A 21,067-nucleotide genomic window follows, 5' to 3' on the forward strand; every position below is an offset into this window, starting at 1 on the left:
TCCGGCAGCCGCTCAGCGGCGTGCAGGGCGGCGGCGTGCCGCGGCCCACATCGCGCCCAGGCCAGTCAGCAGCAGCGCGAGGCTGGCGGGCTCCGGCACAGCGGCCACCGCAGCGGACGGTGCCAACAGCAGGTTGTCGATGGACACGCCGTAGTAGGCGTCGCGGTTGGTCAGCGTGAAGCCGGCGATGTCGGCCACGCCACCGGTGCGGGCAAAGGCATAGAAGCCGTCGTTGCGCCCGCCAAGGTCCACCGCCTCGATGAGGCTGCCGTCCAGCCGGTACAGGTTGAGCAGCATGGCGCCGGCATCGGCGTCGCGCAGTTGCAGGCCGAGCGCATAGACCGGCGTGGCAAAGCGGGCCGATATCGCACCCGAACCGGTGGGGTCGCTGCCGTCGCTGTTCTGCGGGCCGATGCCGAACAGCGCGGCCCCGTCGGCGTCGCCGTAGTGGTAGGCACCCAAGTTGGCACCCGCCTCGCCAGCCAGCAGCGTCAGGCCTGCGGTGGGGCCGCCGAAGCTGAGGTCGTCGAACCAGTCCTGCGCGGCGAAACCGGCCCGCGGCACCTTGGCAATGGCCAGCTCCTGGCCGGCAAAGCGCTCGCCGAACTGCACACCACCGCTGCTCAGCAGGCCGTCGATGACGACGCTGTCGAAGGCACCGGGGGCCAGCGAGTTGAAGTTCACCGTCGTGCCCCAGAGCGCGCCGTAGCCGACCTCGGCGGTGGGCGCGGCGTGGGCGCCGGCACAGGCCAGCGCCAGTGCGGCGACGAGATGTGTGATGCGTGATTTCATGGGCGTTGTTCCTTGGCTGCGCCGCTCAGCGGCCGCCGCCGACGATGGTGACGTTGTCGAAGTCGGCCGTGACGACCGTGCCGTTGTTGCCCGACGAGAGCGCCAGGCCGACGTACAGCGCCGCGGCGCTGCTGCTCAGGTTGGCCGGTGTTCGCTCGGTCCAGGTGACGCCGTCGATGGACGCGGCCTGGAACACCGCGTTGCCTGCACGGCGCACGCGCACCCAGACCGGCACGGTGGACGTCGAGAAGCCGCTGATGCTGGCCTTGTTGTTGGCGTTGATGGCGGCACGGATGTCGCCGCTGGAGGCATAGCGCGCAGTCCACGCATAGGCCGGCGTGCCGCTCACGCCTTCCGATGCCACGATGCCGGCACGGGCCGAGTCAGCGCTGCCGCCCTGGCTGACGATGCGCGCGGTGAACGTGAAGTCGCCCGTCAGCACCGTGTACTTGAAGTTGAAGGCGTAGGGGCTGCCGGTGTTGACGACGCCGGCACCGGCCAGCGTGTAGCGGCCCGTGGCCGCGTCGTAGCTGGCGGCCGGCACCGGGGCCGTGACCACGCTGCTCATCAAGCTCTCGCCACTGCCGGCCGTGCAAGGCAGCGTGGTGGTGCAGGCCGCGCCGGGGACCCCGGGTGCCGGAGCGGGCGGTGGCGCCGGCGGTGTTGGTGTCGGCGCGGGTGCAGGGGGCGGGGTCGGGGTGGGCGCCGGCGAAGGCGCGGGCGAACTGGGCAGCGGCGCCGGCACCGGGCCGCTCACCGCATACAGGCCCAGGCGCCCCGCCCCCGACGAGGCCTGGATGGCGCCGCGTGCGGCGTCCGCGCTGCGCAGCGTGTAGGCATACGGCGGCACCCAGTTCTGCGCCACCGGCAGGCCTTCGCAACCCTGCAGCTGCACGTCGATGACGCCGGCCATGGGCTTGCCATCGTCGCCCTTGTCGCTGATGAAGCGGTGGCCCGCGCTGCGGAAGCTGATGGCCTGCTTGCCACCGGCCAACTTGCCACAGACCTCCTTGGGCTTGAGCCCGGTGAACTCGTAGAAGTTGTTCTCGGCGATGACGTCGGACTGGTAGCGCACGTCCAGCCCGGAGCCGAACTTCTTGTCGGCATCCTCGGTCGTCGTGCTGCCAGTGACGAGGTTGTTGTACATGTGCAGCTGGCCGAAGCGCACCAGCGGCAGGCGGCTGTAGGGGTGGTCCCACCAGTTGCCGGTCATGGTCACGTGCAGGCGGCCGGCGTCGCTCCAGGCGCGGCCGGAGTCGCCGTTGCCCACCAGCGTGGTCTTGTGGTGCTTGCTGAACACGCTGTTGGACACCGTCACGTAGTCGCTGCCGCGGATGATGTCCAGCGCGCCGTCATGCCGCGTGTCGCTGGACAGCGATTCGGGCGTGTCGCCGTCGCTGATCGTCACGTGGTCGATCCAGATCTGCTGGCCGCGCGTGATGGCAATGCCGTCCATGTAGGCGTTGTCGCTGTCCTCGGGGTTCACGTCCCAGGGCGTGTCCAGCTGTAGGTTGCGCAGGATGATGTTGCGAGTCCAGGTCGGAAAGAGTTCCGGGTCCTTGCCATCTGCCACCCACCTCTTGAAGTCGGCCTCGGCGCCGGCCGACGTCGTGGCGGCCTCGATGCCGATCAGGATCTGAGTGCCGGTGATGCGCGCCGGGCGTCCGTTGCTATCGTTGATGCCCACCAGCGTCGTGTTGGACGGGATGGAGAAGCTGCCGCCGTTCTTCTGGTCCAGAAAGCCCGTGTACTCCTCGAACACCGTGTTGTTGTCGCGCCAGCGGAAGTCGATGTGGCCCACGATGCGAATGATCTTGGGCTCGTTCTTCGCCTCGCGCAGCGCCGCCAGCAGCTGCTCCTTGTTGAACACTGTGTAGACGCGGTTGGCGGCGGCTGACGAGCCGCCGGTGACCAGCACCTTGCCCTTGCGCGACTGGCCATGCCAGCCGATGTCGGGCGCCGTCTCGCGCTCGAAGGTCAGCACGCCGTTGGTGGGGTCGACTGTGGCGAACTGCCAGGCCGGCAGGCGCGGTGCGGCGCGGTAGTTGTTCGGGTTGTGCAGCCCGCTGATGGTGGTGGGCGCGGCGTAGCTGCGCGTGCCGACGTCGAACAGCAGCGGCGCGGTCGGGTCGGTCAGGCTGACGGCGTCGATGACCGGTACCGGTGGCGGCGTCACCGGACGCGGCGTGCGGGCGGCCTGCGCCTTCGCCGTGGCGCTGTCGCCGGCGGCAGTATCCAGCCGGCCCGCGGTAGCCGCGGTGCTGGCCTGTTGCGTGGTGGCGAGCGGGGCGGTGGCGTCCTGACCGCCACCGCACGCGGCCAGCAGGCCGAGCGAGATGGATGAGGCCAGCAGGCCGCGCGTGGGCTTGCGTGAGGTCATGGCTTGTCTCCTGGGCGCGCAACGTCGGCGCGCGTTTGTTTGTTGTGCATGCCGCTCCCGCGCCGCCCGTGCGCAGGCACGAGCCCGCCCCGCACCCGGCCCGTCATGTGCCAGGCGCAGAGCGCATCAGCGGTCGAAAACGGCGAGATCGGCAGCAGGCCGCGAGGGTTGTGACGTCCGGGCGGCACCGGCTCGCCGGACGTCAGCGCGTGAGCGGGCACGGCAGGTGCACCGCACTGCATCGGCCGTCGAGACCGACAGCCACCCGGCGGTGGCGGTCACTGATCTCGGCTCGTCGAGCAGATGGAACAGTGTTTCGTTTTTGAATCCCTAGGTCAACGCCGGGCTTTCCCTGGACTCCCGCGAACGCGGGAGCGGGTCAGCCCTGAGCTTCGTCGACGCGGGCTTTCAGCCGGCAGCCGCCACGCGCACGCGCTGGCCGGCGAAATCGACAACCTGGCCGGCGCGCATCTTGGCGGTCTTGCGCAGCTCGACCTGGCCGTCCACACGCACCTCGCCGGCGGCGATCAGCGTCCGCGCCCGGCCGCCGCTGTCGGCCAGACCGGTGGCCTTCAGCAGCTTGTCCAGTTCGATGTACTCACCGCGAAGTTCCAAGGCGATTTCTTGCATGCACCGGATTCTGGCAGGGCAGCGGCGCGGCACGCTCCGGCCAGGGCCAGATCAGCAGGTCGCAGCGCATGTGCCGCAGCAGCCGTCCCGCCGTGCTGCCCAGCAGCAGCTCCAGCCAGGCCGGGCGCCGGCTGCGGCCGGCGATCACCAGTTCGGCGTCGCCATGCTCCTGCTGCACCAGGATCTGCCGCGCCGGGTCGCCGCGCCCCAGCGTGTACATCAGCCGGTTGCGGCGCGCATCCAGCACGTCGCTGAGCCGCTGCAGGTGGCGGCGACCCTGTTCGTCCAGCATCCTGCGGTACGCCCGCAGCGCCTGCGTCGTCGCCTGCGCGGCACGCAGCTGGCCTTCGTGGCGGGAATCGATGACATGAAAAAGCTCCAGCGCGGCGCGAGGCGCCAGCGCGGTCGCTGCGCGCAGCAGCGCCGTGGCCGGCGCTGGTGAGGTACCCAGCGCCACCAGCAACCTAGCGTAGGGCCGGCTGGCCGGGTGGCGCACCACCAGCAGCGGACAGGGCTGCCGCCACAGCAGGCGCAGTGCCAGCAGGCTGGCAGACCACGGAAAGCGCCCGGCCGCCGGCGGGGGCCAGCCCATCACCAGCAGGCCGGCCTGGGCCGCGGCGGCCTGGCGCAGGTATGGGGGGGCCAGCGAACCCAGCACGCGGACGGACAGGCGGTGGCGGCGCGCGAGCATCGCTGCATAGCGCGGCAGGCGCTCGGCCACATCGGGCGGGCCGCTGCCGGCCAGGTGGGCCACGAGCAGTTCGCGGCCATGCTGACGGGCCAGCAACACGGCGCGCTGCGCGGCGAATTCCGCGGCTTGGGAGAAGTCGGTGACGATCAGGATGGAGCTTGGCATGGGACGGATCTAGGGCTGCGCCGCGCAGGGGCGGCTCGCGGCCTGCTGCGGCAGGCCGGACGGAAGGGCGTGGCGGGGCAGGCTCAGCGGCTGAAGTCGCCGTTGGCCTCGGGCTGGTAAGGGAGCGCCTGGATGCACAGGCTGCCGAGCGCGCCGTGGCCGGCCTGCCAGCTGACCGCTTCGCCGACGGTGCGGCCCAGCAGGCTCAGGCCCACCGGCGACAGCACCGAGATGCGCCCCTGCTCGGGGCGGGCCTCGGCCGGATAGCACAGGGTCAGGCGTTGCCGCTGGCCGGGCTGCGGGCCCAGGACGTCGACCTCGGAGTTCATGGACACCACGTCGGCCGGAAGCTGCGGCGACGGCAGAAGCTCGGCGGTGTCGAGCAAGTCCTGCAAGGGCTTGTACGCCGTCGACGCGGCACCCACCAGCAGGCTCAGGCGGCGGTGGTCCAGTTCGCTCAGCAGGCGCTCGGCGCCCGGTTGCGGGGAGGGGAAAGACATGGCTGCACCTCGATCAGGGCCAGGCCGCCGGACATAGCTCGGCAACGGCGGCACGGCATCGCGCGGGCTGTGGGCCCGGCGATCAAGGTTGCGCTACTTGGGGGAGAGGAAGGGGATCGCCGGGCTCAGGAATCTGCGGCCGGGCGCTGGAAGGCCACGGCCGCACGCAGGCCTGCCACCGTGTCGGCGGTCGGCGCGCTGCGTTGCTGGCGGGCGAGGTTCTTCATCACGGGCCACATTGTGCCCCATGCGCTTCAGCCGCCCTGCCTTAGGCGCTGGCTGGCCGCCTCGCGGATCGCGGTCAGCGTCGAGCGCGACGTGGACACGTCGCTGGACAGCCGCAGGTGCAGCAGCGCCGGTTTGCCCACCGTGATGGCGGCGTCCAGCGCGGCGCCGGCTTCGTCCGTTGTCTCGGCACTGAAAGCTGCAAACCCGAAGGCCTCGGCGAGCTTCGCGAAGTCGGGGTTGAACAGGTCGCTGCCCGACACGCGGCCCGGGTACTCGCGCTCCTGGTGCATGCGGATGGTGCCGTAGGTGCCGTTGTCGACGACGACGACGAGAAGCTTCCTTGCACCGTAACCGGTGGCGGTGGCCAGCTCGTGGCCGGTCATCAGGAAATCACCGTCACCGGCGATGTTGACAGCCCAGCGGTCGTGTTGAAGCAGCGCAGCAGCGACCGCGGCGGGAACGCCGTAGCCCATCGCGCCCGACGTCGGCGCGAGCTGCGTCTTGCCGAAGCGGTGCAGCCCCGTGTAGCGGTGGAAGCGGTGCAGCCAGCCGCTGTAATTGCCGGCGCCGTTGGTGAAGATCGTGCCCTCGGGCAGCTTGGCGTCGATGAGGCGGATGACCTCGGCCATGTCCAGCGGCGCGACCGGTGTGGGCTGCAGGTTGGCACGGTAGTCGGCGTTCGCCGCCACGGTCCAGTCGCGCCAGGCGACGTCGGCCGGCGGCGGCAGCAGCGCCAGTGCCGGCGCTGCCTGGCTCATGCTGGCGTTGATGAGCAACTCGCCCGTGTAGACGCGGCCCAGTTCCTCGGCACCCGCGTGGATGTGGATGAGCGCTTGCGCCGGGCGTGGCGCCTGCAGCAGCGTGTAGCCGCCGGTCGTCATCTCGCCCAGGCGCGGACCGATGGCGAGGATGAGGTCGGCGTCCTTCACGCGTGCGGCCAGCTTCGGGTTGATGCCGATGCCCACGTCGCCCGCGTAGTTGGGGTGCGCGTTGTCGAACAAGTCCTGGAAACGGAAGGCGCAGCCGACCGGCAGCTGCCAGGCTTCGGCGAAGGCCTGCAGCGCGATGGTCGCCGCGGGCGTCCAGCCGCCGCCGCCGGCGATGACCAGCGGTCGCTTGGCCGCCACCAGCCGCTCGCGCAATTCGGCCAGCGCGGCGGGGGTCGGTGCCGCCTCGGCCGGGCGAGCCGGTGCCACCACCGGCGCGGTGATGGGCTGGGTCAGCATGTCCTCCGGCAGCACCAGCACCACCGGGCCGGGGCGGCCCTGCAGGGCGGTGTGGAAGGCGCGGGCGACGTATTCCGGTAGGCGCTCGGCGTCGTGCACCTCGCCCACCCACTTGGCCATGCCCAGTGTGCCGGGGCCGAACATCTGGCGGTAGTCGACCTCCTGGAAGGCCTCGCGGTCGCGCTGGTCGCTGGCGACCTGCCCAATGAACAGGATCATTGGCGTGCTGTCCTGGAAGGCGGTGTGCAGGCCGATGCTGGCGTTGGTAGCGCCTGGCCCGCGCGTGACGAAGCAGATGCCCGGACGGCCGGTCAGCTTGCCTTGCGCCTCGGCCATGAAGGCCGCGCCGCCCTCCTGGCGGCAGGCGATGAAGCGGATCTTGTCGGCGTGTTCGTGAAAGCCGTCCAGCACCGCGAGGTAGCTTTCGCCGGGCACGCCGAAGGCGGTATCGACGCCCTGCGCAATCAGCGCCTCGACCAGCTTGTGGCCGGCCAGGCGGGGAGTGTCTGCTTGTCTAGTCATGTGGGCACTGTAGCCCGCCGCTGCCGCCCAGGGCATTGAGACAAGCGTGTCGGCCATAACCCACCGTGGGGTCTGCCGCGCGTCAACTCTGCGGCGGCGCTTCCGCCGCCGCCTCTGCGGCAGCCTCTTCGCGCGCCGTGGCGAACAGGTCCCACACGACCATGAACATCGCCGCGATGACCGGGCCGATGACGAAGCCGTTGATGCCGAACACGGCCATACCGCCGATGGTGGAGATCAGCACCAGGTAGTCGGGCATTTGCGTGTCCTTGCCGACCAGGATGGGGCGCAGCACGTTGTCCACCAGGCCGATGACCAGCACGCCGTAGGCGATCAGCGCCACACCCTGCCAGATCGCGCCGGTCACCAGGAAGTAGATGGCCACCGGTCCCCAGACCAGCCCCGCGCCGATGGCGGGCAGCAGCGACAGGAAGCCCATCAACACCGCCCACAGCAGCGCGCCCTTGATGCCGAAGAACCAGAACGCCAGCCCGCCCAAAGCGCCCTGCGTGGCAGCGACCAGGATGTTGCCCTTCACGGTCGCGCGGATGACGGTGATGAACTTCTGCGCCAGGTGCTTGCGATGCGACGGCGCCAGCGGCACGGCGGCGCGGATGCGCTTGCTCAGGCTCAGGCCGTCACGCAGCAGGAAGAACGCCAGATACAGCATCACGAAGAAGCCGACGATGAAGTCCAGCGCGTTCTGGCCCAGGCTGTAGACGTAGGTGGCGATGGCCTGGCTGCCGCGCGTGACGGCATCGGTGACGCGGGCCTGCAATTCATTGAAATCGGTCAACCCGAAATGCTGCATCAGGTCGTGGGCCCAGCCGGGCAGCACCGCCACCACCTTCTCGAAAAAGCGCGGGAAGTCCGTCTCGCCCGATTGGATGCGCTGGACGAGCGCAGCGGTCTCCTTCACGAGCGTGCCGGTCAGCAGCGTCAGCGGCAACACCACCATCAGCACGATGATGCTCAGCGTCGCCAGTGCAGCCAGCGTGCGCCGCTGCTTCCAGCGGCGCAGCAGCGCGGTGTAGACCGGCATGAACACGATAGCAATGACCGCGCCCCAGAACACCGCGCCGCTGAACGGCAGCAGGATCCAGACGAAGGCCAGGCTGACGACGATCAGCAGCGCCAGGAAGGCGTTGTTCTCGAAGCGCGGCGAAGTCACGAAACTCTTGAAATTCATGCGGCGGGACAGATTGGCCCGCCCCACGGGCCGGCATCGGCCCGCATGGTAAGCGCGGCGGCGCCAGGCGCTGTCAGGCGGCCGCTGGCAATGCCGCGCGGCGCGAGAGTCCCAGACCGACCAGGCCGGCCGACCCGATGCCCATCAGCAGCGCCAGCGCCGAGCCGGCGAACACGCCGTTCGGGTGCCCGTGGTCCAGCACCCAGCCGAACACCGGTGCTGCCACCGCGAAGCCGATGTCCAGCCCCGAGTACACGGTGCCATACACGCGGCCGGTCGCACCCGGCGGCGCGGCGCGCTTGATCAGCATGTCGCGCGACGGGCCGGCCAGGCCGGTGCCGAAACCGGCCAGCGCCGCGCATGCCGCGGCCATGAGGCCGGGCAGCCAGCCGCTGGCCGTCAGCAGCAGCAGCGCCGCGGCGAACGTCATCGCCAGCGCGATGGTGCGCTCCAGCCGTTCGGCGCGTGCCACCAGGAAGCCGCCACAGATCATGCCGGCGGCACCCGCCAGCATGTAGCCAGTGACGACGTAGGCTGTCAGCGTGGACGGCAGGCCGTACATCTTCTGCAGCGCGGGGCTAGAGAAGCTCTGGATGGCCGACAGCGCAGCCGTCGTCCAGAAGAAGAAGGAGAAGCACAGCCACACGGACGGCAGCTTCAGGAAGGCCATCGGATGCTCGACAGGGGCGCCCGCCACCGGCTTGGCATGGTTCCAGGCGCCCTGGCGGTCGTCGATGGCGTCGCGCTGCCAGCACAGCAGCGCCATGACCGCCAGCGCCACAAGCGCCGTGCCGATGTAGGCAGAGCGCCAGTGCCCGGTAGCCTGCGCGATGCCGATGCTGAACACCGGCGCCAGCGCCCAGCCCAGGTTGCCGCTGATGCCATGCACCGAGAACGCATGGCCCAGGCGCGGCTGCGACACGCGCTTGTTGAGGATGGTGAAGTCCGCGGGATGGAACGGGGCGTTGCCGACGCCCGCCAGCGCCGCCGCCAGCAACAAGCCGCCAAAGCCGCTGGCCACCGCGCCGGCCACCGAGGCGAGGAAGAAGCAGACCATCGCCGCGAACAGCACGGGTCGCGCACCGATGCGGTCGACCAGGAAACCCGACAACGCCTGTCCGGTGCCGGAGATGACGAAGAAGACCGTCACCAGCAGCCCGAGTTCCGAATAGCTCAGGCCAAACTCGTTGATGAAGGCCGGGAACAGCGGCGGCAGCAGCATGTGGAAGAAATGCGAGGTGCCGTGGACGACGCCGATGGTGGAAATCGTCCTGATGTCGCGCTGGCGCTGCTGGCGGGCGTCCAGGTCGGAGGCGAGGGTGTGCATGGCGCCACTCTAGGCAGGCGCCAACAGGCGCAGTTACGATGGTTCGTCAACTTCTATCGAATTCCAGCCATGGCCACGCGCCCCACTCGCCGGAGCTTCCCCGCCTACCTGCCCGAGCGCTTTGCACCCACGCCCGCACGTCCGGTACGGGCCAAGGCGCGCGTGCTGGAACACCTGGCCGATATCCAGCCCCACCGCCACGACTGGGCGCAGCTGGTGTTCTCGATGACAGGCGCCGTGCGGGTCAACACGGAAGGCATTTCAGCGGCAGCCTGGCCGGCCGCCTCCGCGACCTACATCGTGCCGCCGTCGCGCGCCGTTTGGATTCCGGCGGGGCTGGAACATGCCGTCACGGCCATCGAGCGGTGCGACCTGCGCACGCTGTACCTTGCCCCCAGGCTGCTGCCCGGCGACGCCTGGGCCGCCGGGCGCGTGCTGGAGGTGTCGCCGCTGCTGCGCGAGCTGGTCGCCGCCCTGCCCGGCCTGCCGGACCCGCTGCCGCCCGAGTCCGCCGACGACGCGGAGCGTCGCGCCGGCATCGAGCACCTCGTGCTGGCGGAGCTGAAGCGCGCACGGCCGCTGGCGCTGGGCGTCGCGCTGCCGCAGGACGCGCGGCTGCGCCGGCTGTGCGAGGCCATGCTGCGGGAGCCGGGCCGTCATGCCGGGCTGGACGAATGGGCGACCGAGGCCGGCGCCAGCCCGCGCACGCTGAACCGACTGTTCCGCGAGCAGTTGGGCACCAGCTTCGCGCAGTGGCGCTCGCAGCTGCTGCTGGCCCATGCGCTGACGCTGGCCGCGCGCGGGCGGCCCATGAGCCACATCGCTGCCGAGCTGGGCTACGCCAGCGCCAGCGCGTTCACCGCCATGGTCAAGCGCACGGTCGGCATGCCGCCCAGCCGCTTCTTCGCGGAAGCCTGACGGCGCACTCCGTCTGCCGTCACGGCGCGACACACCGTTAGCGGTAGCGCTGCAGAAGCCGCGCCATCGCGGCGCGATCCGCCACGGCGCGCAGTGCCTGCTGCAGCCGCTCGGCGGGCCACTGCGTGGCGCCGCCCAGCAGGCAGTGCGTCACCGTCTGGCTGACGACCTGCAGCGCGTGCAGCCGCTGCTCCTGGGTGCGGCCCCGGTTGTACTGGGCCAGCACCAGCCGGTCCACGACGGCGGTGGGCATGCGTCCACGCGCCAGCTTCTCCAGCACGCCCTGCTGCGTGGCGGCGTCGTCGCGCACCAGTTGTCCGGCCTCGAACAGCGGGCCCAGCTCCTGGTAGTGGTAGCCCAGCACCGTGCCCACGCGCAGGCCGCGCTGCGCGGCCAGGTCGAGCGGCGCGCCGTGCACCGAACCAGGTGTCACCGCCAGCACGTCTTCCAGCACCACCATGGGCGGACCGATGCGTGCGGCAGGCAGCGGCCCGGCCACCCACTTCGGCGCCATCATGCACATCAGCTCGGCCTCGCCGGCGTGCAGCGCCGGCTGCGTGCGCTTGGGCGGCAACATCACGTACACCGGGCGGGCATCGGCCGCGCGGGCGACCTGCTCCATCAAGTCGAATGCCAGCCCGCCGACGGGGCGGCCGTTGCGCAGCGCCAGGTAGGGCCAGGCCCAATCCTCGCCGACGATGAAGCGCAGCGCGGGCTTCGACGTTGCCGGCGCGGCAGCCGGCGCGGCCCAGGCCGGAGCCAGCCAGCAAGCCAGGCCCAGAAGTCCGGCCACCCCGCGCAACCCGGGCTTTGCGGCCACGCCGCGCACCGGTGCCCTCGCGGGCGGACAATCCGCACATCTCGCCATCCCCTCAGTGTAGGGAGCGCCAGCGGCCGCGGCGCCTCGCGGCCGGGCGATCCGGCATCAATCAAGAGACTGATTTCTCATGGACACCCAGCTGTTCGACTACACCAAGCAGGACGCTAGCGGCACCTGCTCCACCGCGCTGGCCTGGGCCAAGACCCCCGCGCTGCTCACGCCTTCGCAGCGCAACGCGCTGGCCGACCGCGCCCGCGCGCTGCTGAAGCAGCACAATGCCGTGCTGGTGGCGCACTATTACGTGGACGGCCTGTTGCAAGACCTGGCGCTGGAGACCGGCGGCATCGTGTCGGACTCGCTGGAGATGGCCCGCTTCGGCCGCGACCACGCCGCGCAGACGCTCGTCGTCGCCGGCGTGCGCTTCATGGGCGAGACGGCCAAGATCCTCAGCCCCGAGAAGCGTGTGCTGATGCCGGACCTCGACGCCACCTGCTCGCTGGACCTGGGCTGCCCGGCCGACGACTTCGCCGCCTTCTGCGACGCCCACCCGGATCGCCAGGTCGTCGTCTACGCCAACACCAGCGCCGCCGTGAAGGCGCGCGCTGACTGGATGGTGACCAGCTCCTGCGCGCTGGACATCGTGGCCGACCTGCACGCCAAGGGCCAGAAGATCCTGTGGGCGCCCGACCGCCACCTGGGCCGCTACATCCAGGAGCAGACCGGCGCCGACATGCTGATGTGGAACGGCGCCTGCATCGTGCACGACGAGTTCAAAGGGCTGGAGCTGGAGCTGCTACGCGAGCAGCACCCGCACGCGCAGATCCTCGTGCACCCCGAGTCGCCCAAGAGCGTCGTCGACATGGCGCACGTGGTGGGCTCCACGTCGGCGCTGATCAAGGCAGTCGTGGAGGGCACGGCGCAGGAGTACATCGTCGCCACCGACAACGGCATCCTGCACCGCATGCGCCAGCTGGCGCCGGGCAAGACGCTCATCGAGGCGCCCACCGCCGGCAACAGCGCCACGTGCAAGAGCTGCGCGCACTGCCCATGGATGGCCATGAACGGCCTGGCCAACCTGGTCGACTGCCTGGAGAGCGGCCAGCCGCAGATCCATGTGGAAGAAACGACGCGCGTGCTGGCGCAGCGCTGCATCAACCGCATGCTCGATTTCACGGCCGCGCGCAAGAAGGCCGCCGCCGGCATGACACCCGGCATCGGCGCCGCCTGATGGCGCTATAAATCCGGCCACCACCGACCCGCCAACACGAGGCCCGCCATGAACGCCGACTTCAGCTCCCTCTACAACCACCACGAGCGCGAAGTCTTCGGCGCCGTGATGGATGCGTCCAAGGACTACCCCGACATCGCCGCCAGCAACGACCTGCTGTGCGACGTGGCTTGCGTGGCCCTGAATCGCCTGCCGCCGCGCTACATCCGCCACGAGGTGGACTTCAGCTTCTACCTGACCGAGCACGAGCGGCTGGAGATCGACAACGCCATCAGCGAGGCGGTGGGCTACGCCTTCAACTTCGTGCAGGCCCGCACGGCGTTGCGCTCGCGCAAGTAGCCCGACGGCCTGTCCGCCCTCCTCCGAAACGCCCGCGCCTGCGGGCTTTTTTTCATCCCGATTCGCTTGGCAGCCGCACCAAATGCAATTAAAGTGATATCACTTTTACAGGAGGTGACGATGCACAACCAAGACGGACAACACCGCGAGATCCGGGCCAGCACGGCCAACGGCTACCTGGCCATCGTCGGCGCCATCGCGCTGCTGGTGGCAGGCCCGCTGATGCTGTGGGCGGGTCGTAGCCAGCCGTTGCTGATGGCGCTGGCGCTGCTGCTCGTCGGCGCCGCCATCCTGACCTTCTCGGGCCTGTACATGCTGCAGCCCAACGAGGCGCGCATCCTGACGCTGTTCGGCAAGTACACCGGCACCGACCGCACCGAGGGCCTGCGCTGGGCCAACCCGTTCGCCGTCAAGCGCCGCCTCTCGCTGCGCGCGCGCAACCTGAACGCGCCCACCATCAAGGTCAACGACAAGCGCGGCAATCCCATCGAGATCAGCGCGGCCGTCGTCTGGCGTGTGCAGGACAGCGCCCGCGCCGTGTTCGAGGTGGACGACTTCGAAGCCTACGTCGGCATTCAGGCCGAGGCCGCGATGCGCCACCTGGCCTCGCAGTACGCCTATGACGACGGCGAGGACTTGGACGTCAAGGAGACCACGCTGCGCGCGGGGCAGGACGAAGTCGGCGCGGCGCTGGTGCAGGAACTTCAGGCCCGTTTCGGCCAGGCCGGCGTGCATGTGCTGGACGCCAAGATCACCCACCTGGCCTACGCTCCCGAGATCGCGCAGGTGATGCTGCGCCGCCAGCAGGCCGAGGCCATCATCAGTGCGCGCAAGAAGATCGTGCAGGGGGCGGTTAGCATGGTGGAGGAGGCGCTGCACGGGCTGTCTGAGCGCCGCATTGTCGAGCTGGACGACGAGCGCAAGGCGGCCATGGTGTCCAACTTGCTGGTGGTGCTGTGCTCCGACAAGGACACGCAGCCCATCGTCAACGCCGGCACGCTGTACAGCTGAGGTGGGCATGCGCCGAGTGCTCGATCTCGCCTGGCTGGCGCTGCTGGTCTTCATGGCGGCCACCTGGCAGTTCATGCCCGACCTCGTCGGCGCGCCGCAACAGGCGATGCCGCGCGACCAGCACATGGCCGTGATGCTGGCCGTGGCGGTGTTCGGCGTGTGGCTGACCACGCGCGGCGCGCTGTTGGTCGCGCGGCTTGCGCCTGGCCTCGTCAACCTGCCGTGCCGCGACCACTGGCTGGCCCCCGAGCGCCGTGAGCAGACCCTGGCCGACCTGGGCGACCGCCTGGCTGTGCTGGGACTGGGGCTGGTGCTGCTGTTCGCTGGCCTGCACTACCGGGCGTTGCAGGCTGCACAGCCGAGCTGGCCGCAGGTGCCAGACATCGCCTGGACGGCCGGCGGCGTCGCGCTGGGGCTGATCTTTGCCCTGTGGCTGCTGGCGCTGATGCGCCGCTTCGGCCGGTTGGCACCCGTCACGACGCCGCGGCCGGTGCGGCGCAGTTCGCGCAGCCGCGACCTGGTCTGGCGCGAGGTGCAGCCGGTGTGGCCTCTGCTGGTCGTGCTGCTCCCGATAGGCGTGGGTGTAGGCCTGGGGCTCTTCTTTCGCAAGGCAGACGACCATGAAGCCTGGCTGCTGACCGCATTGCCCTTGCTGCTGACCGCGGCCCTGGGTCGCATGGTGACCGAGGTGCATGGCGACCGCCTGACGTGGCGCTTCGGCTGGCTGCCCTGGCCGCGCTGGCAGGTGGACCTGGACGAAATCGTCACGGCCGAGCCCGCTCGGTCGCGCTGGATCGAAGGCTGGGGCATCCACGTCACCAGCGACGGCAGGCTCTACAACGCCAGCGGCACACAGGCCGTGCGGCTGACGCTGCGCGATGGCCGGCGCCTGCGCCTGGGCACCGGGGAGCCGCGCGAGCTGCTGCAGCTGCTGAAGAGCCGCATCGCAGGCGACTGAGGCAGACACGGATGGCGAGCCCCGACAAGAAAAGCTTCGCGCTGCGGCTGGACCCGGCGCTGTGGGCACAGATCGAGCGCCTGGCCGCACAGGAGCTGCGCTCGGCCAACGCGCAAATCGAATACCTGCTGCGCGACGCGCTGGCGCGGCGCGGCATCAAGCCGGCCAGCAGCCCCGCGCCCAAGCGCGGGCGGCCGGCCAGCGAATCTGCTGACGGTACTGAGTAGACCAGCGCGCGCCAATCACTCAAACTCAATGCGGCCGTCGTGCATTGATCGGGCCGAGCGCCGGCCCGCTCCCAAGCCGTACCGGCTGGCGATGTGCGAGCGGCTCAATGCCGCGAGCATCGCCGTCCCCTCGGGGACCGACCAGCGCCGCCTGCGTTCAGCAGGGCGGACTGGGCGAGGGGTCAACGTCTCCTTCGTTTGCTGATCATCACGGTCGGGAAGCTGGCCGGCAGCGTGCGCGGGTAGTCGCGGCTGTAGTGCAGGCCGCGGCTCTCGTGGCGGCTGAGCGCCGAGCGCACGATCAGTTCGGCGCACTCGACGAGGTTGCGCAGTTCCAGCAGGTCGCGCGTGACCCGGAAGGACCCGTAGTAGTCGTCGATCTCCCCGCGCAGCAGCTTGATGCGGTGCAGCGCGCGCTCCAGCCGCTTGGTGGTGCGCACGATGCCGACGTAGTTCCACATCAGCAGGCGCAGCTCGTCCCAGTTGTGGGCGATAACGACCTGCTCGTCGGCGTTCTCGACCTGGCTCTCGTCCCAGGCCGGCAGCGGCGCGGGTGCCTCGGCCGGGTGCGACAGGATGTCGTCCGCGCAGGTCTGGCCCAGCACCACGCATTCCAGCAGCGAGTTGCTGGCCAGCCGGTTGGCGCCGTGCAGGCCGGTGTAGCCGGTCTCGCCCACCGCGTACAGGCCGGGCAGGTCGCAGCGGCCGGACAAGTCCGTCACCGCGCCGCCGCAGGTGAAGTGCACGGCCGGCACAACAGGAATGGGCTGGCGCGCAATGTCGATGCCCAGTTTCAGGCAGCGCGCATGGATGGTCGGGAAGTGCTCGACGAGGAAGGCTTCGCCCAGGTGCGTGGCATCCAGCCACACATGGTCCAGGCCATGCTTCTTCATCTCAAAGTCGATGGCGCGGGCGACGATGTCGCGTGGGGCCAGCTCCATGCGCGGGTCATGCGCGGCCATGAAGCGGGTTCCGTCCGGCAACTTGAGGTGGCCGCCTTCGCCGCGCAACGCCTCGGTGATGAGGAAGCCGCGGTCCTGCGGATGCGCGTTCGGCATGTAAAGGCAGGTCGGGTGGAACTGGATGAACTCCATGTTCGCCACGCGGCAGCCCGCACGCCACGCCATCGCGATGCCGTCGCCGGTCGAGGTGTCGGGGTTGGTCGTGTAGCGATAGACCTTGCCGGCACCGCCGGTGGCCAGCACCACGGCGCGGGCGGCCAGCGTCTCCACGCGCTGCGTATCGATGTCCAGCGCGTAGACGCCGTACACGCGCGGCGGTTCGTCGCGCTGCACGTGGCGCGACGTGATCAAGTCCAGCGCCATCCAGCGCTCCAGCAGCCGGATGTTGGGATGGCGGCGCGCGGCGCCCAGCAACTGGTCATGGATGGCCTTGCCGGTCGCGTCGGCCGCGTGCGCGATGCGGCGCACCGCATGGCCGCCCTCGCGCGTCAGATGCAGGCCCATCGGGCCGTCGTCGTCGGGCGTGAACGGCACGCCCTGCTGCACCAGCCAGCCCACCGCGGCGGCGCTGCGTTCGGCGATGAAGCGGGCCGCCTCCTCGTCCACCAGGCCCGCGCCGGCATCCTGCGTGTCGCGCACGTGGCTGTCGATGGAGTCGTCTCTGCCCAGCACGCCGACGATGCCGCCCTGCGCCCATGCGGTGGCGGCTTCGGTGAGTTCGCGCTTGGCGAGCACGACGACGGGGATGGTGTCGGCCAGGTGCAGGGCCACGGTCAGTCCGGCGAGGCCGGCACCGATGATGACGACAGGCGCGTCGTCGTTGGGGGCAACAGTCATGGCAGCGATTCTCCCGCAGCCCCAACGCTCCGCGCCGCAGGTGAGGATTGCCGACACGCGCAGCCTGACCGCGCCGAAGCGGCCCTATGCTGCGCGCGCCGCCAAAGCAGCGGTCAGGGAGAGACACATGACCCGATTCCGTCGCTGGGCCGCCGCACTGGCCGGCCTGTTGTTGATCGCACCGCACGCCATGGCCACGCCGCCGCCCGCCAGCGTGTTTTTCCGCGACCCCGATCTGGTCGATGCCGTGCTGTCGCCCACGGGCCGCCAGTTGGCCCTCGTCACTGCGCGCGGCGCCGATCGCATCGCGCTGGCCATGTTCGACCTGGACACCGGCAAGATCGCGCGCACGGTGCAGTTCACGGACGGGGACGTGTCCAAGGTGCAATGGGTCAACGACAAGCGCCTGGTGTTCAGCGTTGTCGACTTCTCCGAAGGTAGCGGCCGCCCCAGCGGCGCGCCGGGGCTGTTTGCGGTCAACGCCGATGGCGGCGAGATGCGCCAGCTGGTGCGCCGCATGAACAGGCCAGTCGTCTCCGACGGCAGCAGGCGCGACGCTCGCCTGCTGGACTGGAACCATACGCTGTTGCGCGTGCCGATGCCGGCCGCCGGCTCGACCAACGAAGAGGTCCTGATTGCCCACATCACGCTGGACGAGCGGCGCCTGCAGACGCCGCTGTGGCTGAACACGCGCACCGGCCGTACACGCGCGGTGGAGATCGAGGTGCCGCCGGGCACCGTGGGGTGGCTGACCGACGGCCGCGGCGAGCTGCGCGTGGCGCTGACCCGGCGGGACGGCCGCGTGGGGGCGCTGTGGCGCGGCCCCGAGCAGAACGACTGGCAGTCGCTGTTCGAAACCGGCCCTTTCAATGCGCCCTTCGCGCCCCGGGCCGTGGACAACGCCGGCCAGCTCTATGTCACGCGCAGCAGCGGCAAGGACGGCCAGCAGGTGCTGACCCGCTACGACTTCGACCGGCGGGCGCCCGAGCCCAAGCCGCTGGTCGTCACACCGGGCTTCGACTTCAGCGGCGAAGTGCTCAACGACGGCATCGGCCGCGCGCTGGGCGTGCGCGTGATCACCGACGGCGAGACCACCGTCTGGCAGGACCCGGTCATGAAGGTCCTGCAAGACGACGTGGACGCGCGGTTCCCAAGCCGCATCAACCGCATCCACTGCCGCCGCTGCGGCGCACCGGACATGGTGGCGCTGGTGCGCAGCTACAGCGACCGCGACCCGGGCCAGCTGTGGCTCTATCAGGCGCAACCCGTTGCGGGAGAGAAGACGTGGCGCCCGGTCGGCCGCGTGCGCGACGACGTGAAACCCTCCGAGATGGCGGGGCTGGACTTCCATCGCATTACCGCTCGCGATGGCCGTGACCTGCCGGTCTGGGTCACACGCCCCACCGGCACGACCGGCCCGCTGCCGGCCGTGGTGCTGGTGCACGGCGGCCCGTGGGTGCGCGGCACGCAATGGCGCTGGAACGGCCAGGCCCAGTTCCTCGCATCGCGCGGCTACGTGGTCATCGAGCCCGAGTTCCGCGGCAGCACAGGTTACGGCAGCGCACACTACCGCGCCGGCTTCAAGCAGTGGGGCCAGGCCATGCAGGACGACGTGGCCGACGCGCTGAAGTGGGCGCAGGCGCAAGGCATTGCCAGCGGCAAGGCCTGCATCGCCGGCGCCAGCTACGGCGGCTACAGCACGCTGATGGGTCTGGTGAAGCACCCCGAGCTGTACCGCTGCGGCGTGGCCTGGGTCGCCGTGACCGACCTGGAACTGCTGTTGAGCGGTTCTTGGTTGGTGGACGACGACACCAGCGGCGAATCGCGCCGGCACCGCCTGCCCGAGACCATCGGCGACACGGTGAAGGACTTTGCGATGATCGCCGCCAACTCACCCGTGAAGCAGGCCGCGCACATCAAGGCCCCGGTGCTGCTGGCCTTCGGCGAGGACGACCGCCGCGTGCCGCTGGCCCACGGCAAGCGCATGCGCGACGCGCTGCGCGAGGCCGGCAACGAACCGCAGTGGGTGACCTACCCCGACGAGGGCCACGGCTTCGGCAGCCTGAAGAATCGCGTGGATTTCGCAGACCGCATGGCGGCCTTCCTGGCCAAGCACCTGCAACCCTGAAATCACGACATGACAAGACTGATGTGTTACGCCACGCTGGCGTTGAGCCTGCTCGGCGCCAGCGCCCAGGCGGCGCCCCCGCCGGCCGCACTGTTCTTCCGCGCCCCCGACATTGCTGAGGCCGTGTTGTCGCCGTCCGGCCGCCAGCTGGCCTTCACGACGGCGCGCGACGCCGGGCGGGTCGGCCTGGTCGTGCTGGACCTGGACAGCGGCAAGGCGACGCGGGCGGCCCAGTACTCGGCGGCCGATGTGATCCAGGTGCAGTGGGTCAACGAGCAGCGCCTGGTCTACAGCGTGCTCGACGTGTCGGCAGGCAGCGCCAGCGCCGACGGCTATCCTGGCCTTTTCGCCATCGATGCCGACGGCACCGACATGCTGCCGCTGGTGCAGCGCGACGGCTCTCGGGGTGGCGAACTGGGTTGGCGCAAGCTGAAAGCCCTGCACCCCAACCACGGCCTGCTGCGCGTGCCGGCGCAACGAGACGGCGAGGCTGCCGACGAGGTGCTGATGGTGCGCAACGATGGCGCGTTGACGCCGCTGTGGCTGAACACACGCACCGGCGACACCCGGCCGGTTCCCGGTGACGTGCCGGAGAACGCCGTGCGCCTGATGCCTGACTCGAGGGGCGAGTTGCGCGCGGCCCTCACACTGCGTGGCGGCCGCCTCGCCGCACTGTGGCGAGCACCCGGGCGCGGCGACTGGCAGCGCCTGTACGAGATCGGCGAGTTCGATCGGCCGCCCTTCCAGATCGAGGGATTCGACGACCAGGGCCAGCTGTTCGTCAGCCACCACCCAGGCGATGGCGCCGCCGCGGTGCTGAGCCGCTACGACTTCGAGCGCCGCGCGCCCGAGCCCAAGCCGCTGCTGGTCACGCCCGGATTCGACTTCGAGGGCGATGTAGTCGTCGACAGCCACGGCGCGGCGCTGGGCGTGCAGTTCGTCACCGACGCCGAAAGCACCCACTGGTTCCACCCCGCGCTGAAGGCGCTGCAGAAGGAAGCGGATACCCCCCTGCCCGAGCGCGTCAACCGCATCCAGTGCCGTCGGTGCGGCCAGCCCGACATGGTCGCCCTGGTGCTGTCTTACAGCGATCACGACCCCGGCCAGCTCTGGCTCTACCGTGCGCAGCCGCAGGGCGGCAGCCGCTGGAGTCAGGCCGGCCGCGTGCGCAACGACGTGCGGCCGGCGGACATGGCCGCGATGTACTTCGAGCGCATCACCGCCCGAGACGGCGCCGACCTTCCGGTCTGGGTGACCCGGCGCGCCGACGCCGACGGCCCGCTGCCTGCTGTGGTGCTGGTGCACGGGGGGCCCTGGGTGCGCGGCGGCGTGTGGAGCTGGCGGGCCGAAGCACAGTTCCTGGCATCGCGCGGCTACGTCGTCATCGAGCCGGAGTTTCGTGGCAGCCTGGGCTTTGGAGAAGCCCACTACCGCGCCGGCTTCAAGCAATGGGGCCAGGCCATGCAGAACGACGTGGCCGACGCGCTGAAGTGGGCGCAGGCGGAGGGCATCGCCAGCGACAAGGCCTGCATCGCCGGCGCCAGCTACGGCGGCTACAGCGCGCTGATGGGCCTGGTGAACGACCCCGGCCTCTACCGCTGCGGAGCGGCCTGGCTGGCAGTGACAGATCTGGAACTGCTGCTGAAGGGGCCGCGCTGGGTGAACGACGACACCGGCCGCAAGATGCGCAAGTTCCGCATGCCCGAGATGATCGGCGACCTGGACAAGGACGCGGCCATGATCGTCGCCAACTCACCGGTAAAGCAGGCCGCCCGCATCCAGGCGCCGCTGCTGCTGGCTTACGGCGAGGCCGATCGCCGCGTGCCGCTGGTGCACGGCGAACGCCTGCAGAAGGCTATGCGCGAAGCCGGCCAGGAACCCACCTGGGTGACCTACCGGAGCGAAGGCCACGGCTTCGCGGCGTTGAGGAACCGGGTGGACTTCGCGCAGCGACTGGAAGCCTTCCTGGCTCAGCATCTGAAATAACGC

General features: G+C 70.2%; 18 protein-coding genes. 8 read left to right on the forward strand and 10 right to left on the reverse strand.

Going from position 1 to position 21,067, the window contains the following annotated elements; all coding sequences use genetic code 11:
• Positions 1-12: 12 nt before the first annotated feature.
• From ACG02S_RS15010 to ACG02S_RS15045, 8 genes are all read right to left on the reverse strand, one after another.
• Complete coding sequence (locus ACG02S_RS15010) at positions 13-792, reverse strand: PEP-CTERM sorting domain-containing protein (RefSeq protein WP_394471275.1); 780 nt, start codon at positions 790-792, stop codon at positions 13-15.
• A 25-nt stretch (positions 793-817) separates the two neighbouring features.
• Complete coding sequence (locus ACG02S_RS15015) at positions 818-3,172, reverse strand: pectate lyase family protein (protein WP_394471276.1); 2,355 nt, start codon at positions 3,170-3,172, stop codon at positions 818-820.
• A gap of 408 nt (positions 3,173-3,580) precedes the next feature.
• The gene (locus ACG02S_RS15020; protein ID WP_394471277.1) at positions 3,581-3,802 is read right to left on the reverse strand and encodes an RNA-binding S4 domain-containing protein; all 222 of its coding nucleotides are present in this window, start codon (positions 3,800-3,802) and stop codon (positions 3,581-3,583) included.
• Positions 3,771-4,658, reverse strand: a complete 888-nt coding sequence (locus ACG02S_RS15025) for a universal stress protein (protein ID WP_394471278.1) — start codon at positions 4,656-4,658, stop codon at positions 3,771-3,773. The genes ACG02S_RS15020 and ACG02S_RS15025 overlap by 32 nt, the downstream gene beginning before the upstream one ends.
• An 83-nt stretch (positions 4,659-4,741) precedes the next feature.
• On the reverse strand, positions 4,742-5,158 hold the full coding sequence (locus ACG02S_RS15030) for a GreA/GreB family elongation factor (RefSeq protein ID WP_394471279.1): 417 nt from the start codon (positions 5,156-5,158) through the stop codon (positions 4,742-4,744).
• A 254-nt stretch (positions 5,159-5,412) separates the two neighbouring features.
• Positions 5,413-7,134, reverse strand: coding sequence for a thiamine pyrophosphate-binding protein (locus ACG02S_RS15035; RefSeq protein ID WP_394471280.1), 1,722 nt, complete (start codon positions 7,132-7,134; stop codon positions 5,413-5,415).
• 82 nt (positions 7,135-7,216) lie between these two features.
• A complete protein-coding gene (locus ACG02S_RS15040) occupies positions 7,217-8,323 on the reverse strand; it encodes an AI-2E family transporter (protein ID WP_394471281.1) in 1,107 nt (368 codons plus the stop codon).
• A gap of 73 nt (positions 8,324-8,396) precedes the next feature.
• Positions 8,397-9,650, reverse strand: a complete 1,254-nt coding sequence (locus ACG02S_RS15045) for an MFS transporter (protein WP_394471282.1) — start codon at positions 9,648-9,650, stop codon at positions 8,397-8,399.
• A gap of 69 nt (positions 9,651-9,719) precedes the next feature.
• Here ACG02S_RS15045 and ACG02S_RS15050 point away from each other — a divergent pair, with 69 nt between their 5' ends.
• Positions 9,720-10,568: an AraC family transcriptional regulator gene (locus tag ACG02S_RS15050; RefSeq protein ID WP_394471283.1), complete on the forward strand. Its 849-nt coding sequence runs from the start codon at positions 9,720-9,722 to the stop codon at positions 10,566-10,568.
• Positions 10,569-10,605: 37 nt separating this feature from the next.
• On the opposite strand, the gene ACG02S_RS15055 is transcribed toward ACG02S_RS15050, so the two are convergent.
• Positions 10,606-11,388, reverse strand: coding sequence for a substrate-binding periplasmic protein (locus tag ACG02S_RS15055; RefSeq protein ID WP_394471284.1), 783 nt, complete (start codon positions 11,386-11,388; stop codon positions 10,606-10,608).
• A gap of 127 nt (positions 11,389-11,515) precedes the next feature.
• Here ACG02S_RS15055 and nadA point away from each other — a divergent pair, with 127 nt between their 5' ends.
• The 5 genes from nadA (at position 11,516) to ACG02S_RS15080 (ending at position 15,151) form a co-directional block, all read left to right on the forward strand.
• Entirely contained in the window at positions 11,516-12,616 is a 1,101-nt protein-coding gene (gene nadA / locus ACG02S_RS15060; RefSeq protein WP_394471285.1) for a quinolinate synthase NadA, read from the forward strand.
• Between the two features lie 48 nt (positions 12,617-12,664).
• Positions 12,665-12,955: a late competence development ComFB family protein gene (locus ACG02S_RS15065; RefSeq protein WP_394471286.1), complete on the forward strand. Its 291-nt coding sequence runs from the start codon at positions 12,665-12,667 to the stop codon at positions 12,953-12,955.
• Between the two features lie 120 nt (positions 12,956-13,075).
• Positions 13,076-13,966, forward strand: coding sequence for an SPFH domain-containing protein (locus ACG02S_RS15070; RefSeq protein WP_394471287.1), 891 nt, complete (start codon positions 13,076-13,078; stop codon positions 13,964-13,966).
• 7 nt (positions 13,967-13,973) lie between these two features.
• On the forward strand, positions 13,974-14,924 hold the full coding sequence (locus ACG02S_RS15075; RefSeq protein WP_394471288.1) for a hypothetical protein: 951 nt from the start codon (positions 13,974-13,976) through the stop codon (positions 14,922-14,924).
• Positions 14,925-14,935: 11 nt separating this feature from the next.
• Positions 14,936-15,151 carry a type II toxin-antitoxin system antitoxin gene (locus tag ACG02S_RS15080; RefSeq protein ID WP_394471289.1) on the forward strand — a complete coding sequence of 72 codons (216 nt, stop codon included), beginning with the start codon at positions 14,936-14,938 and terminating at the stop codon, positions 15,149-15,151.
• A gap of 182 nt (positions 15,152-15,333) precedes the next feature.
• Here the strand turns inward: ACG02S_RS15080 and nadB are convergent, their stop codons facing one another.
• Positions 15,334-16,950, reverse strand: coding sequence for an L-aspartate oxidase (gene nadB, locus ACG02S_RS15085; protein ID WP_394471290.1), 1,617 nt, complete (start codon positions 16,948-16,950; stop codon positions 15,334-15,336).
• A 127-nt stretch (positions 16,951-17,077) separates the two neighbouring features.
• Here nadB and ACG02S_RS15090 point away from each other — a divergent pair, with 127 nt between their 5' ends.
• Positions 17,078-19,078, forward strand: coding sequence for a S9 family peptidase (locus ACG02S_RS15090; RefSeq protein WP_394471291.1), 2,001 nt, complete (start codon positions 17,078-17,080; stop codon positions 19,076-19,078).
• A gap of 9 nt (positions 19,079-19,087) precedes the next feature.
• Entirely contained in the window at positions 19,088-21,064 is a 1,977-nt protein-coding gene (locus ACG02S_RS15095; RefSeq protein WP_394471292.1) for a S9 family peptidase, read from the forward strand.
• Positions 21,065-21,067: the final 3 nt, after the last annotated feature.

The sequence above is a fragment of the Pelomonas dachongensis genome (assembly GCF_043555865.1).
GTDB classification, from domain to species: Bacteria; Pseudomonadota; Gammaproteobacteria; order Burkholderiales; family Burkholderiaceae_C; genus Pelomonas; species Pelomonas dachongensis.

Bases quoted from the DNA above. Each gene is read 5' to 3' on its own strand.
- ACG02S_RS15065 (WP_394471286.1), top strand. From the start codon at position 12,665: ATGAACGCCGACTTCAGCTCCCTCTACAACCACCACGAGCGCGAAGTC.
- nadB (WP_394471290.1), bottom strand. From the start codon at position 16,950: ATGACTGTTGCCCCCAACGACGACGCGCCTGTCGTCATCATCGGTGCC.
- ACG02S_RS15035 (WP_394471280.1), bottom strand. From the start codon at position 7,134: ATGACTAGACAAGCAGACACTCCCCGCCTGGCCGGCCACAAGCTGGTC.
- ACG02S_RS15090 (WP_394471291.1), top strand. From the start codon at position 17,078: ATGACCCGATTCCGTCGCTGGGCCGCCGCACTGGCCGGCCTGTTGTTG.
- ACG02S_RS15080 (WP_394471289.1), top strand. From the start codon at position 14,936: ATGGCGAGCCCCGACAAGAAAAGCTTCGCGCTGCGGCTGGACCCGGCG.
- ACG02S_RS15045 (WP_394471282.1), bottom strand. From the start codon at position 9,650: ATGCACACCCTCGCCTCCGACCTGGACGCCCGCCAGCAGCGCCAGCGC.
- ACG02S_RS15010 (WP_394471275.1), bottom strand. From the start codon at position 792: ATGAAATCACGCATCACACATCTCGTCGCCGCACTGGCGCTGGCCTGT.
- ACG02S_RS15040 (WP_394471281.1), bottom strand. From the start codon at position 8,323: ATGAATTTCAAGAGTTTCGTGACTTCGCCGCGCTTCGAGAACAACGCC.
- ACG02S_RS15025 (WP_394471278.1), bottom strand. From the start codon at position 4,658: ATGCCAAGCTCCATCCTGATCGTCACCGACTTCTCCCAAGCCGCGGAA.
- ACG02S_RS15020 (WP_394471277.1), bottom strand. From the start codon at position 3,802: ATGCAAGAAATCGCCTTGGAACTTCGCGGTGAGTACATCGAACTGGAC.
- ACG02S_RS15030 (WP_394471279.1), bottom strand. From the start codon at position 5,158: ATGTCTTTCCCCTCCCCGCAACCGGGCGCCGAGCGCCTGCTGAGCGAA.
- ACG02S_RS15095 (WP_394471292.1), top strand. From the start codon at position 19,088: ATGACAAGACTGATGTGTTACGCCACGCTGGCGTTGAGCCTGCTCGGC.
- ACG02S_RS15075 (WP_394471288.1), top strand. From the start codon at position 13,974: ATGCGCCGAGTGCTCGATCTCGCCTGGCTGGCGCTGCTGGTCTTCATG.
- nadA (WP_394471285.1), top strand. From the start codon at position 11,516: ATGGACACCCAGCTGTTCGACTACACCAAGCAGGACGCTAGCGGCACC.
- ACG02S_RS15070 (WP_394471287.1), top strand. From the start codon at position 13,076: ATGCACAACCAAGACGGACAACACCGCGAGATCCGGGCCAGCACGGCC.
- ACG02S_RS15015 (WP_394471276.1), bottom strand. From the start codon at position 3,172: ATGACCTCACGCAAGCCCACGCGCGGCCTGCTGGCCTCATCCATCTCG.
- ACG02S_RS15050 (WP_394471283.1), top strand. From the start codon at position 9,720: ATGGCCACGCGCCCCACTCGCCGGAGCTTCCCCGCCTACCTGCCCGAG.